This window comes from Rhizobium moroccans (assembly GCF_057559155.1).
In genome coordinates this window covers 112,727-125,355 of the sequence record NZ_JBHFJG010000012.1, presented here as the reverse complement: position 1 = coordinate 125,355, position 12,629 = coordinate 112,727, and the positions used below count along the sequence as shown (strand labels likewise).

At 63.4% G+C, this 12,629-nt stretch carries 15 protein-coding genes and 2 tRNA genes; 10 read left to right on the top strand and 7 right to left on the bottom strand.

Annotated features, from left to right (window positions below; genetic code table 11):
- The first annotated feature begins 74 nt into the window (after positions 1 to 74).
- From modB to ACE04I_RS09610, 4 genes are all read left to right on the top strand, one after another.
- Positions 75 to 776, top strand: coding sequence for a molybdate ABC transporter permease subunit (gene modB / locus ACE04I_RS09625; protein ID WP_046795847.1), 702 nt, complete (start codon positions 75 to 77; stop codon positions 774 to 776).
- A complete protein-coding gene (gene modC / locus ACE04I_RS09620) occupies positions 773 to 1,843 on the top strand; it encodes a molybdenum ABC transporter ATP-binding protein (protein WP_046795848.1) in 1,071 nt (356 codons plus the stop codon). The genes modB and modC overlap by 4 nt, the downstream gene beginning before the upstream one ends.
- A 110-nt stretch (positions 1,844 to 1,953) precedes the next feature.
- Complete coding sequence (locus tag ACE04I_RS09615) at positions 1,954 to 2,511, top strand: ATP-binding protein (protein ID WP_046795849.1); 558 nt, start codon at positions 1,954 to 1,956, stop codon at positions 2,509 to 2,511.
- A gap of 85 nt (positions 2,512 to 2,596) precedes the next feature.
- Positions 2,597 to 3,067, top strand: a complete 471-nt coding sequence (locus ACE04I_RS09610; protein ID WP_046795850.1) for an NUDIX hydrolase — start codon at positions 2,597 to 2,599, stop codon at positions 3,065 to 3,067.
- 33 nt (positions 3,068 to 3,100) lie between these two features.
- On the opposite strand, the gene ACE04I_RS09605 is transcribed toward ACE04I_RS09610, so the two are convergent.
- The 4 genes from ACE04I_RS09605 to ACE04I_RS09590 form a co-directional block, all read right to left on the bottom strand.
- Positions 3,101 to 3,415: a hypothetical protein gene (locus ACE04I_RS09605; protein ID WP_052760460.1), complete on the bottom strand. Its 315-nt coding sequence runs from the start codon at positions 3,413 to 3,415 to the stop codon at positions 3,101 to 3,103.
- A 194-nt stretch (positions 3,416 to 3,609) separates the two neighbouring features.
- Positions 3,610 to 3,936 (bottom strand): hypothetical protein, encoded by a 327-nt coding sequence (locus ACE04I_RS09600; protein WP_046795851.1) that lies wholly within the window; start codon positions 3,934 to 3,936, stop codon positions 3,610 to 3,612.
- Between the two features lie 64 nt (positions 3,937 to 4,000).
- A complete protein-coding gene (locus ACE04I_RS09595; protein ID WP_082118417.1) occupies positions 4,001 to 4,777 on the bottom strand; it encodes a capsular polysaccharide export protein, LipB/KpsS family in 777 nt (258 codons plus the stop codon).
- Between the two features lie 139 nt (positions 4,778 to 4,916).
- Positions 4,917 to 4,993, bottom strand: a tRNA-Pro gene (locus tag ACE04I_RS09590).
- 251 nt (positions 4,994 to 5,244) lie between these two features.
- Between ACE04I_RS09590 and ACE04I_RS09585 the strand changes: the two genes are divergently transcribed.
- Positions 5,245 to 5,610: a hypothetical protein gene (locus ACE04I_RS09585; RefSeq protein ID WP_046795906.1), complete on the top strand. Its 366-nt coding sequence runs from the start codon at positions 5,245 to 5,247 to the stop codon at positions 5,608 to 5,610.
- A gap of 99 nt (positions 5,611 to 5,709) precedes the next feature.
- Here ACE04I_RS09585 and ACE04I_RS09580 read toward each other — a convergent pair.
- Positions 5,710 to 5,784, bottom strand: a tRNA-Gln gene (locus ACE04I_RS09580).
- 175 nt (positions 5,785 to 5,959) lie between these two features.
- Between ACE04I_RS09580 and ACE04I_RS09575 the strand changes: the two genes are divergently transcribed.
- Positions 5,960 to 6,868 (top strand): MBL fold metallo-hydrolase, encoded by a 909-nt coding sequence (locus ACE04I_RS09575; RefSeq protein ID WP_046796071.1) that lies wholly within the window; start codon positions 5,960 to 5,962, stop codon positions 6,866 to 6,868.
- Positions 6,869 to 6,870: 2 nt separating this feature from the next.
- Here the strand turns inward: ACE04I_RS09575 and ACE04I_RS09570 are convergent, their stop codons facing one another.
- The gene (locus ACE04I_RS09570; RefSeq protein WP_046795907.1) at positions 6,871 to 7,764 is read right to left on the bottom strand and encodes a DUF1499 domain-containing protein; all 894 of its coding nucleotides are present in this window, start codon (positions 7,762 to 7,764) and stop codon (positions 6,871 to 6,873) included.
- A gap of 118 nt (positions 7,765 to 7,882) precedes the next feature.
- On the opposite strand from ACE04I_RS09570, the gene ACE04I_RS09565 reads away from it, so the two are divergent.
- The 4 genes from ACE04I_RS09565 to ACE04I_RS09550 are packed head-to-tail and all read left to right on the top strand — an operon-like array spanning position 7,883 to position 9,762.
- Positions 7,883 to 8,155 carry a hypothetical protein gene (locus tag ACE04I_RS09565; RefSeq protein ID WP_046795908.1) on the top strand — a complete coding sequence of 91 codons (273 nt, stop codon included), beginning with the start codon at positions 7,883 to 7,885 and terminating at the stop codon, positions 8,153 to 8,155.
- Between the two features lie 28 nt (positions 8,156 to 8,183).
- Positions 8,184 to 9,254 (top strand): glycosyltransferase family 4 protein, encoded by a 1,071-nt coding sequence (locus tag ACE04I_RS09560; protein WP_052760465.1) that lies wholly within the window; start codon positions 8,184 to 8,186, stop codon positions 9,252 to 9,254.
- A 39-nt stretch (positions 9,255 to 9,293) separates the two neighbouring features.
- On the top strand, positions 9,294 to 9,485 hold the full coding sequence (locus ACE04I_RS09555) for a hypothetical protein (RefSeq protein WP_046795909.1): 192 nt from the start codon (positions 9,294 to 9,296) through the stop codon (positions 9,483 to 9,485).
- Complete coding sequence (locus ACE04I_RS09550; RefSeq protein ID WP_046795910.1) at positions 9,478 to 9,762, top strand: type II toxin-antitoxin system RelE/ParE family toxin; 285 nt, start codon at positions 9,478 to 9,480, stop codon at positions 9,760 to 9,762. The genes ACE04I_RS09555 and ACE04I_RS09550 overlap by 8 nt, the downstream gene beginning before the upstream one ends.
- A gap of 13 nt (positions 9,763 to 9,775) precedes the next feature.
- On the opposite strand, the gene ppdK is transcribed toward ACE04I_RS09550, so the two are convergent.
- Positions 9,776 to 12,457 (bottom strand): pyruvate, phosphate dikinase, encoded by a 2,682-nt coding sequence (gene ppdK / locus ACE04I_RS09545; RefSeq protein ID WP_046795911.1) that lies wholly within the window; start codon positions 12,455 to 12,457, stop codon positions 9,776 to 9,778.
- Positions 12,458 to 12,629: the final 172 nt, after the last annotated feature.

Here is a 12,629-nt window from a genome sequence, read left to right as displayed (position 1 = left end):
CCACCTCCCCCCTCAAGGGGAGGTGAGTACCCCACAACGGCCGCCGCGCCCCGGCGCATCATTCGGAGCTTTCTTTGGACTGGCTGACACTAAGCGAAGAGGAATGGACGGCGATACGGCTGAGCCTCAAGGTTTCCAGCGTCGCGATGATCGCGAGCCTCCCCTTCGGCATTCTCGTCGCCTATCTGCTCGCGCGCGGAAGGTTCTGGGGCAAATCGCTCCTGAACGGCGTGGTGCACCTGCCGCTCATCCTGCCGCCGGTGGTCACCGGTTTCCTGCTGCTCATCCTCTTCGGGCGGCGCGGCGCGATCGGCGCCTTCCTCTATGAGCATTTCGGCATCAGCTTCTCCTTCCGCTGGACGGGGGCCGCACTTGCCTGCGCGGTGATGGCCTTTCCGCTGATGGTGCGCTCGATCCGCCTTTCCATCGAGGCGGTGGACCGCAAGCTGGAAGAGGCGGCCGGCACGCTCGGGGCAGGCCCCGTCTTCGTCTTCCTCACCGTCACCCTGCCGCTCGTCCTGCCCGGCATCATCGCCGGCATGATCCTCTCCTTCGCCAAGGCCATGGGCGAATTCGGCGCGACGATCACCTTCGTCTCCAATATTCCGGGCGAAACGCAGACGCTTTCCTCGGCGATCTATACCTTCACCCAGGTGCCGGGCGGCGATGCCGGCGCCATGCGGCTGACGATCGTGGCGATCGTCATTTCCTTCGCAGCGCTTCTCGCCTCGGAATTCCTCGCCCATATCATCGGCCGCAGGGTGCATCTCGAATGACGCTGACGGTGGAGGCAAAACAGCGGCTCGGCGAATTCACGCTCGATGCGGGCTTCACCTCGGAGCGCGGCGTCACCGCACTTTTCGGGCGTTCCGGCTCCGGCAAGACCTCGCTCGTCAGGATCATCGCCGGGCTTTCACGGCCGGACGAGGGGCGCGTCCTGCTCGATGGCGACATATTGGCGGATACGCAAGCGCGGATTTTCGTGCCCAAGCACCGCCGGCGGTTCGGCTATGTCTTCCAGGAGGCCCGGCTCTTTCCGCACCTGAGCGTGCGGCAGAACCTCAATTACGGGCGCTGGTTCGCGCCGAAAAACACCCATGCGGAAAGCTTCGGCCATGTCGTCGATCTGCTCGGCATCGGCTCCCTGCTCGACCGGCGGCCGGGAAAGCTTTCCGGCGGCGAGAAGCAGCGCGTCGCGATCGGCCGGGCGCTGCTTTCCTCCCCTCGCCTGCTTTTGATGGACGAGCCGCTCGCGGCACTCGACGACGAGCGCAAGGCGGAAATCCTGCCCTATCTCGAACGGCTGCGCGACGAGATGAACATCCCGATCGTCTATGTCAGCCATTCCGTGCCGGAGGTGGCGCGGCTCGCCGATCGGGTGGTGATGTTGGAGGACGGCAGGGTGAAGGCGATCGGCACGCCTACGCAGGTGCTTTCCGGTCCCTCGCTTTCGGCGGCCGACCGGCGCGAGGCCGGAAGCGTGCTTTCCGGAATCGTGGAGCGGGTGGACGAGCGCTATCGGCTGGCGACGATCCGGCTTTCGCAAGCTGCCCTCGTGGTGCCGGACGCGCATGTGGCAGCGGGAAGCCGGGTGCGGCTCCACATTCCCGAGCGCGACGTGATGATCGCCACCGCGCGGCCGGAGGGTCTGAGTGCCCTCAACATCCTCGAAGGGCGGATCGCCACGATGGAGCCGGACGGCGAAGGCACGATCCGGCTTGGCGTGGATTGCGGTGGCGATATCGTACTCTCGCGCATCACCGCGCTTTCCGGGGAAAAGCTCGGGCTTCTGCCCGGCATCCCGGTCTTCGCCGTCATCAAGACCGTCGCGCTCGAGCGCTGAACCTTTCTCCCGATGACCGACCGTCATCCTGAGCGGAACTCGACCGTTGGACTTGCCGGCTAAGCCCTGCTATCGAAATATTTTCGGATCGGGTCGAAGTCGAGGGCAGCATGCAGCTATTGCTGATTACCGGACCGGCCGGAGTCGGCAAATCCACGCTCAGCTGGGAAATGAGCGCGCAACTTGCTGCGGCCGAAGTTGCTCATGCCGTTATAGAAACGGATGAACTCGACAGGGTGTTTCCGCGCCCCAGCGCAGAAGAGCTCGAAGAAATCCGGCCAGGCACGATCGACGTCAGCAGCATCAACCTCGCGGCGATCTGGTCAACATACCGGCCCCTGGGGCACACCCGCCTGATCATGTCCGGCGTCATGATGCATCTGGATTTCGACAGGCGGTGGATACTTGCCGCCATTCCCGAGGCGCAGATTACCGTGGTGCGCATGCTGGCTACCGAGCCCACGCTGCTGGCGCGTCTTGCGCAGCGCGAGATCGGGTCCGGCGCGGAGGAGCAGGCGCAGCGCTCGCTTCGGCAGGCGAGACGCATGGCGAACGAGGATGGCGAAGGCGCGATCATTCTGCCCACGGACGGCAAGGCGCCCGCGGAACTTGCCGGGATCATTCTTCAGAAAACAGGCTGGCTGAATATCGGCCAGGAACGGGATTAGACGCCGCAGCACCCGGCAGATGGACGGGCGACCAGCAAACGGGGTAAGTTCGCCCGGCCTCACCGCCTCTGTCGGAAGTCTTCCCATGCCGCAGCGTAGCGCAGGATTGCTGATCCACCGGCTGAAAGGCGGGGAGCGCCAGGTGTTCCTCGTGCATCCGGGCGGCCCTTTCTGGGCGCGCAAGGACGAAGGCGCGTGGTCCATCCCCAAGGGGCTTATCGACGAGGGAGAAGACGAGCTGACCGCCGCAAGGCGTGAGGTGATGGAAGAGGTCGGCGCTACAATCGAGGGCACATTCGAATGGCTCGGCGAATACCGCCAGCCGGGCGGCAAGCGGGTGCTCGCCTGGGCCGTCGAGGCCGATATCGACATCGACCCCGAAACGATCGCCAGCAACATGTTCACGATGGAATGGCCGCCGCGATCGGGGCAGTTCAGAGAATTTCCCGAGGTGGACCGGGCCGGCTGGTTTTCTCTTTCGGAGGCGCAGGCCAAGATATTGAAAGGCCAGAAGCCAATGCTTGCGGACCTTGCGGAGCACCTTGGCCAAACCTGACCGGGCACATCTGCACCCGGTCAGGAACCGCAATCAATCCAGATAGCGGTCGTTATGGGTTTTGTTACGGATGTAGCGGGATGCCCGGTCCTGCATGCGCTCGATCTTCTGGCGCTCGCGTGGGGAAATGTAGCCGTCGCGGGCCGCATGACGCTGATAGCGATCGATCTCATCCTGTTGGCGGCGGAGGCCTCGAAGCTCCTGGGGCGTCAGTTCGCCACGCGCCATCCCACGATAGACACGATATTCCTGACGGTTCTCGCGCGCTTCGCTGCGATATGTCTGGGCAAGGGTCGGAACAGCCGACACCATGACAAGAGCGAGCGCGCTGATCAAAATTTTCTTCATGACGAACTCCTTTCGGTGCGATTCTCCCGATCGCGAACGGGCGCATGCTAGGTCGGCAACGATGAACGCCGGCTGAAGGTTTCATTCAGAAAATGGAGGGGAACTGCGGACTCGCGCCCGAGTTATTGCGTAAAGGAGAAACAGAAGTAGCCCTACGGCTGAGAGATGTCGCCAACGGATACATTCCCGCATTCTCAGGGGCTCTTCCACCGAAGTATCAAGATGATCAAGACCAAGCACATAATAGCAGCAGGCCAGAAGTCCGTAGCTTGGTCCCAATTCCAATTCCACATCAGATAGCCGTCAAGATGGGGAGGTTTCATTTTGACGCTGACCTCAAAATCGCGTTTCTCTCGACCGTGGAAGTGCCCGATGGCAAAGGCGAGACCAACAATTATCGAAAATCGCCAAGTGAAAAGCACGCGAACGAGAACGGCCACAACTGACGCCATTACCAGAGCCTCGACCATATGACCGGCCCAGTCCCAGTGACTCTGGATGTAGCTCCAATCAATCTGCATCACGACTATCCAGGCTTCTGATCGGAGGGGTCGCGGATTATCCGCTGGTTACGCTTGGAGGAAGTCAAGCTTCCCAAGGATAAAGCAGCCGCCCAATAAGCCGATACTCGGGCTCTTCCAACTCGCGAAAGAACCCAGCCGGGTTGCTCCGAAATTGTGCTGAATGCCGATCATTCCCCACCTTCGCAATGACCCTTGCAACCACGGGCGTTAGCAGATGGCGCCATCCAAGAAGACCATATGCACCAAACGGCCTCCATCGAATACGGGAAGCATCCGTTGATCGAGAGATGGTATCTTTGCGCGCCGATGCTCGCTCCAAGGTCTGCTCAAATGAGCTGGCCCTGCCGTCGATCTGGAAATAGCTTGGGTAAAGTATGTAGGCAGCTGCAAAGACTTCTTCCAACCTCAGCGCTCGCCCTCTTCTCGGCAGGGGCTGCCGATCATCCGTGAGACCCCACCCAGCATAAAATGGACCGCCAAGAACTGTTACGGTCTTCCCGCGCATGAGCGCCTCAAATCCGGCCAAGGACGTTATCGTGTAAACGTGGTCGGCGTTGTCGAGTGCATCCGGAAGCGAGACCTGTCGCGTGAGGACCGTGCAAAGGTGCGAGACTTCGGCTGGGTCGGACACCTGTCGCCGCATCCGATTTAACACATCAGGATGTGGCTTATAGAAAATCGACGCATCTGGATTCTCGGCAGCTGCAAGCCGAACCAAGTCGTTGTTGGTGATCGGCCTATCACAACCGAAGCGTATGGATGCGTCCTCCTCGTCGCGAAGCTCTTGAGGACGACGTGATCTATCGAAAAGCCGAAGGGCAACGCGTCGGACGCCTATGAGGATTCTGGCGCGGCTGCTAAGGTTCCTGCGCTATTGGAAAGCCGCCGGCACAAGAACGGACAAGGCGGGTAAGGACGTGACGCTTCATTATGTTGCGCACTCGGGATGAAAACCCTTGTAGGCCAAGGCTTCTAGCTGGTCGGAGTGGCAAGATTCGAACTTGCGACCCCCACGTCCCGAACGTGGTGCGCTACCAGACTGCGCTACACTCCGTGACCAGCGGCGCCTCTATAGACCAGCCTTCCGCGTTCCACAAGCGGGTTTCCGAATTTTCTGCAACGAGATTGTGACGGCGGCGGAACCCCCTCGAAAGCAAGGAGCGGCGGGAAGCGTGGCAAAAAAGCGGCGCTTGCAAATTTTCAGCAGAAGCCCCGTGCATCCGCTGCGAAGCCGGCGAAAAATCTGTTAGGTGCATCGCACATAGAGCGCCTTCCGGCGCTTGCGACAACAGGGGCTTTAGGGACATGAACCGCCGCATCATCGCATCGACCGCATTCTTCGCCATCGCACTTTCGGCCTGCACCAGCACAGGGCCCATCGTGGCCGCCAGCAACCCCATCGAGGCGCGCTGGGTGGGCCGTTCGGCCGGCGAGTTCTTCGCGAAGTATGCGCCGCCGCTCAGCGATGTCGAAAGCGGCTCCAACACCATCTACAGCTGGCGCGGCGGCTACAAGCGCGTCAAGCTCGCCAACGGCCGCAACGCCAGCGTGAGCTGCTCGGCGCAGATCACCGTTTCGCAGGACTACACGATCCGCGACATCAAGATCATCGCCGACCGCCCCGGCACCAATGGCCCGAGCTACTGCACGGAGCTGCTGACGGGGGAGTAAGACCCGGACAGTTGATTGTGGAGAATACAGAGCCCGCCGGTGAAGATCGGCGGGTTTTCGTTGCACAAAAATAAACGTGCCGAATGAACTGGCAACGTATGGCTGGGGCGCCAGGATTCGAACCTGGGAATGCCGGTACCAAAAACCGGTGCCTTACCGCTTGGCGACGCCCCACCATGGCGCGGGCGGCGATCGGAAAACGGCCGCCCCGCAAGTGCCGCCTGCTCTAGCAAAGCTTCGCGCGAGCGGCAATCATGCCGTGACGGTTTTTTGAAGATTTCCTCCGCCGCCTCATGCTAGAGCACGGGCAAGTTTTTCGACGGATCATGCCATGGCGGACGAAGACGACGTGACGGAACCCTCATTCGATCTCGAATTCGCGCCGGCCTATGGCACGGCGGTGCCGGTCGCCGACGGCGTGGAGCGGCTGACCGTCAACAATCCCTCGCCCTTCACCTTCCACGGCACCAATACCTATATCGTCGGACGCTCCTCCGTCGCCGTCATCGATCCGGGTCCGGAGAACGAGGCGCATTTCGAAGCGCTCATGGCGGCGCTGAAAGGCCGCGAGGTGACGCATATCTTCGTCAGCCACACGCATCGCGACCACTCGCCGCTTGCCCGCCGGCTGAAGCAAGCGACCGGGGCGCTCACCGTCGCGGAGGGGCCGCACCGCGCCTCCCGGCCGCTCCATGCCGGCGAGACGAACCCCTTTGCCGAAAGCGCCGATACCGATTTCATGCCGGATATCGCGGTGGCCGACGGGCAGGTGATCGAGGGCGACGGCTGGGCGCTTTCGGCCGTGCATACGCCGGGCCATACGGCCAACCACACCGCCTTTGGGCTCGAGGGCACGGGCGTTCTCTTTTCCGCCGATCATGTGATGGCCTGGGCGACCACGATCGTCGCGCCGCCGGACGGTTCCATGGCGGATTTCATGGCCTCGATCGAAAAACTGCTTACCCGCGAGGACCGCATTTTCCTACCCGGCCATGGCGGGCCGGTGAGGGAGCCCGGCTCGTTCCTGCGCGGACTTCGGGCGCATCGGCGCATGCGCGAGCGGGCCGTGCTGGAGCGCATCCGCTCGGGCGACCGGCTGATCCCCGATATGGTGAAGGCCATCTATTCCAGGACAGATCCGCGCCTGCATGGCGCGGCAGCACTTTCCGTGCTCGCGCATCTGGAAGATCTGATCGAGAAGGGCCGCGTCGTGACAGACGGGCCGCCCTCGCTTACCGGCGCCTATTGGATCGCCTGATTTCAGCCGCCGGAAATCCCCAAAAGCTCCACGTCCAGCCGATCGAGGAAATCCTCGGCGATCACCGCGCCGAGCCCGAGGTCGTGCGGGCCATAACGGGAGGCGACGCGGATATCGACCGAGGTGGTCTCGGCATCCTCCCTCAGCCGGATCACGACATCGAACCGCAGCCCGAGGACGAGCGTGCGCGTCTCTCCCTGCAAAAGCAGGTCGCCGGCTGTCAATTCCGGATCGGCAAGCAAGGGTTCGGGGCGCTGCAGCGGGATGGGCGCGACATCCGGGACGACCGCCTGATCGTCTCCCGGCGCCGGGCGCTCGCTGATATCCGGCTCCACCAGTTCCAGGCCTTCGTTGCGGGTGATCGTGATGCGGGCGGAGAGCGCGGCATTTTTTACGCCCTCATAGACGCGGTCGAGCGCGCCTTCGTAACGCCGGCCGGTGAGCCCCGGATAGGCGGCGAACTGCGCCCGGCGATCGGCCGGCGTGACGGTCGCGGAGCGCGGCATCCATTGCTGGTCCGCGCGCGGCTCGTTCACCCAGTCCGGCGGGTCGGAAAGGTCGGTCGAGATATCGTGAAGCGCAGGCTGCGTGTAATAGAGGAAAGCTCCGGTCGCGACCGTACCGAGCGGCAGGGCGGCGTAAATGAGGGCCTTTGCGGCGGCAACGCCGCCGCTGGCGCCCACCTGCCAGAGGCGCGCGAGGCCGATCAGCGCGAGCGGAACCGCGGCTGCAGCGATCGCAGCCGATAGGAAGAGGAGAGCCACGAAATCCGGCCCGGTCAGCGGCCCGAAGCGATGGGCAAGTGCTGCCAGCAGGAACAGGACAAGCGCGGCGAGACCGATCCGCCGGGCGGCATAGGCCGAATGGGAAACGGGCCTGACGAAGCGGACGGTCATCTTGCAGGAACATCCTCGCGAAGAGATGGTCTTCAATGTATAGATTCAATGTGTAGAACAGGTCGGCGGGGAATGGAATCGGGATCGTTCCGTCCCGCCGAGCTTATGGAGCCTTGCCATGCGACCCTATCGCCTCATCCTCCTCGCGGCCCTTCCGCTCCTGCTTGCAGCCTGCGAAACCATGTCGCCCGAGGAACGCCGCGCCGCCGACGAGCAGCACTGCAGGAGCTACGGCTTCCGGCCGGCCACGGAAGGCATGGCGCGCTGCCTGCTCGACCTCGATCTCGACCGGCGGGCGGAAAGCCGCAGCTGGCGCGATCAACAGGCGCGCACCGCCTGGGGCCCCATGTTCGTGGAACGGCGGGTGATCATTCACGATCGCAGACGGTGAAGATCGCCGCATCGGCGCCGGGACGGGCATGACCAGAGACATCCACTATTTTTCCAGCCGCGACTATGCGCGGCGCACCGGCGGCTTCGTCTACAACAGCCGCCTGACAGAGGCGCTTGCCAGGCAAGGGGGCCGCATTCTGCCGATCGGGATCGAGACGGCGTTTCCCACGATAGGCCAGGAAGCGCTTGCGGCACTCGCGCCAAACCTTTCTGCGATCGGCGGGAACGGTCTGCTCCTCACCGATCACATCCATGTCTGCCAGCTCCTGCCGCTCTTGTGCCACGCGGCGTTTCCGGTGGTTTCCATCTTCCACCACTCGCTTGTTGTGGAGCACGGCAATCCGCACGACGAGGAAGGGTTAAGGCTTAGCCGGATGGAAGGAGAGGCGCTCGCCGCAAGCCAGGGCATCATCGCCACGTCGCAGGAATCGAGGCGCTATCTCGAGCAGCACTATTCCATCGACGCCAAACGGATCAGGGTCGCCGTGCCCGGAAACGAGCGGGCTTCCCGATCGGCCGTCGGTGCCACACGGCCGCTGCAGATCCTGTCCATCGGCGCGGTGATTCCCCGCAAGCGCTACGACTATATCCTCGAAGCGGCAAGCCGATTGCGCGCGACGGACTGGCGGTGGCGGATCGCGGGCGACCCGAACCGCTATCCCGAGCTTGTCGCGCAACTCCGCAGAAGCATCGCCGACCTCGGCCTTGGCGGCCGCGTAGAGCTGCTGGGAGAGGTTTCCGACAGCGATCTCGCTTCTCTCTGGCAGACCACAAGCCTTTTCGTCGCCGCATCGCGCTACGAGGGTTACGGCATGGCCGTGGCGGAAGCGCTTAGCCGCGGCGTTCCGGTGGTCACGACGGATTCCGGCGCGGTGGCAACCTGGGCGAGCGGCGGAGTGATCGGCGCACCGGCGGACGACGCGCCGGCAACGGCCGCGCTCATCGATGCGCTGCTTGCCGATCCTGAGCGTCTTGCCACGGAAGCCGAACGCGCCTGGCGCTTCGGCCAGTCGCTACGGACCTGGGAGGAGACCTTCGAGGGCATGGGCGAGTGGATCGGCGGATTGCAGAGTACCGTCGCCGAAGCCCCGAGATAAGGCCTTCACTCTTCAGATCGCCTCTGCGATACTTGCAGCATGAGCACGACGCCAAAACCCATTTCCGTTGCGGATGCAATCTCGCCGGTTACGCCTTCCGAGGCGACGGAGGATGTGCTCGAATGGCAGATGAGGAAACTCAAGGAACGGCAGAAAGCAGCCGACGAAGGGCGCTTTGCCTCGGCGGAGGCCGTTCGGAGCGTTATCCGCAAATTCATCCCCAATGGATGAAATCATCTGGCTGGATGAAGCCCTTCAGGATCTCGACGACATCGGCTCCTATATCGCGCTCGACAATGTCGTGGCCGCCGAACAGGTAGTCCGGCGTATTGTCGAGGCAGTTGCCCTGCTTGCCTGGCATCCGAAGATCGGCCGCTTGACGGCCGACGAGGATACGCGTCGGCTGGTCATCAGCGGAACACCCTACATCGCCTTTTACCGCCTGCGTGAGCGGATCGAGATACTGGCGATTTTCCATGCCTCCCGGAAATGGCCGGAGCATCTTTAGAAGCCAATCGCTCCTATTCCAAACATGCTTTCCTCTGCTCGATCGCGGCTTGAGCGGCGGCGAGCCGCGCGATCGGCACGCGGAAGGGCGAGCAGGAGACATAGTCCAGCCCGGCCTCCTCGCAGAACCGTATCGAGGCCGGATCGCCGCCATGCTCGCCGCAGATGCCGAGCTTGAGGTCCGTACGGGTGGAGCGGCCCCGCTCGGCCGCCAGCCGGATCAGTTCGCCGACGCCATCGAAATCCAGCGAGATGAAGGGATCGTGCTCGATGATGCCCTTCTTCTGGTAGATCGGAATGAAGCCGGCCGCATCATCTCGGGAGATGCCGAAGGTCGTCTGGGTCAGGTCGTTGGTGCCGAAGGAGAAGAACTCTGCGGTTTCAGCGATCACATGAGCGCGGAGCGCGGCGCGCGGCAGCTCGATCATGGTGCCCGCCAAATAGCCGATCCTCCTGCCGCTTTCCTCGCCCACGGCGGCGGCCACGCGATCTATGACGCCCTTGACGTAATCGAGTTCCGAACGAAGGCCGACCAGCGGCACCATGATCTCCAACTCGACCGGCTCGCCGGCCTTTTCGGCGGCGGCAACCGCGGCCTCGAAGATGGCGCGCGCCTGCATCTCCGCGATTTCCGGATAGGAAATGGCAAGACGGCAGCCGCGCAGGCCGAGCATCGGGTTGAACTCGTGCAGCGCATCGACGCGGCGGCGCAGGAAAGCGGGCTCCATGCCCATGGCCCTGGCGACGTCGGCGATCTCCTCGTCCGTCTTCGGCAGGAATTCGTGGAGCGGCGGATCGAGAAGGCGGATCGTCACCGGCAGACCGTGCATGATCGTGAAGAGCTCGATGAAATCGGCGCGCTGCATCGGCAGCAACTCGGCAAGTGCTGTGCGGCGCCCCTCCTCCGTCTCCGCGAGGATCATCCGGCGCATCACGTGAATGCGGCCGCCCTCGAAGAACATGTGTTCGGTGCGGCAGAGCCCGATGCCTTCGGCACCGAACGAACGGGCAGCGCGGGCATCCTGCGGCGTATCGGCATTGGTGCGCACGGTCATGCGGCGGGTCTTGTCCGCCCATATCATCAGCCGGCCGAAATCGCCCGAAAGCTCCGGCTGGATCATCGGCACCGCGCCCTTCAAAACCTGGCCGGAAGAACCGTCGATGGTCACCGTGTCGCCGCGCTTCAGCGTCACGCCGCCGAGCCCCATCAGCACCTCATTGCGCAAATCGACGCGCATGGAGCCGGCGCCGACCACGCAAGGAATGCCCATGCCGCGCGCGACCACCGCCGCATGGCTGGTCATGCCGCCGCGCGTGGTCAGAATGCCCTCGGCCGCGTGCATGCCGTGAATATCCTCCGGGCTGGTCTCGATGCGGACGAGGATGACCTTGCGCCCCTCCTCCTCGGCCTGGACCGCCTCCTCCGCCGTGAAGACGATCTCGCCGGTCGCAGCCCCCGGCGATGCGGGAAGGCCGGAGCCCACGAGGTGACGTTCCACGCGCGGATCGATGGTCGGATGCAGCAGCTGGTCGAGCGAGGCCGGCTCTATGCGGCAGATCGCCTCCTCTTCCGTAATCAGCCCCTCTTCCACCATATCGACGGCGATCTTCATGGCCGCGCGGGTCGTTCGCTTGCCCGAGCGGGTCTGCAACATCCAGAGCTTGCCGCGCTCGACGGTGAACTCGAGATCCTGCATATCGCGGTAATGCCGCTCCAGCCGGGCGCAGATTTCCGTGAACTCGGCAAAGGCCTCGGGCATCAGCTTTTCCATCGAGGGCCTGTCAGAGCCGGAGGCAAGCCGCCCCTCCTCGGTGATCGCCTGGGGCGTGCGGATGCCGGCCACGACATCTTCCCCTTGGGCATTCACCAGGAACTCGCCGTAAAGCGCGTTCTCGCCGGTCGAAGGATTGCGGGTGAAGGCGACGCCGGTGGCGGAAGAGGAACCGAGATTGCCGAAGACCATGGCCTGGACGTTGACCGCCGTGCCCCAATCCTCCGGAATCCGGTGAAGCATGCGGTACGTGGCGGCGCGGGGGTTCATCCAGCTTGCGAAGACGGCGGCGATCGCCTTCCAGAGCTGCACATGCGGGTCCTGCGGGAAATCCTCGCCCAGCTCCTCCTCGATCACCCGCTTGTAAAGGCCTACGACATGCTGCCACTCCACCGCGGAGAGCTCGGTATCGAACTCATGGCCGAAGCGCGCCTTCTCGTCCTCCAATATCTCCTCGAAGATTTCGTGATCCAGCCCCATGACCACATCGGCATACATCTGGATGAAGCGGCGATAGCTGTCCCAGGCGAAGCGGGCATCGCCGGCGTCATGGCCCAGCGCCTGCACCGTGCGGTCGTTGAGGCCGAGGTTCAGCACCGTATCCATCATACCGGGCATGGAGGCCCGCGCGCCGGAACGTATCGAAAGAAGAAGCGGTCTGGCGCCGCCGCCGAAGGCGCGGCCGGTCAGCCCTTCTATACGGGAAATCCCCTCCAGCACCTGCGCCTTCAGATCATTCGGCAGGGTGCGACCGTTGTCGAAATACCAGGCGCAGGCTTCCGCGACGATGGTGAAGCCGGGCGGGACCGGCAGGCCGAGGCTCGCCATCTCCGCGAGATTGGCGCCCTTGCCGCCGAGCAGTGCAACATCGGCGGCCCGCCCTTCCGCCTCGTCGCCGCCGAAGCGATAGACCCATTTCACCATGCCTGCTCTCCACCCGCCGCAGTATTTTTCTTAACGATTACAGCTTTTGCGACAGTTTGGAAACGCTTCACGGCAGGATTATGTTGCAATGCAGCAATCGATTTGCCGAAAAGGGTCAGGGAAAGGGCGTGGGAGGAAGGGAAAGCAAAGCTTTGCGGGGCCGGATCACAAG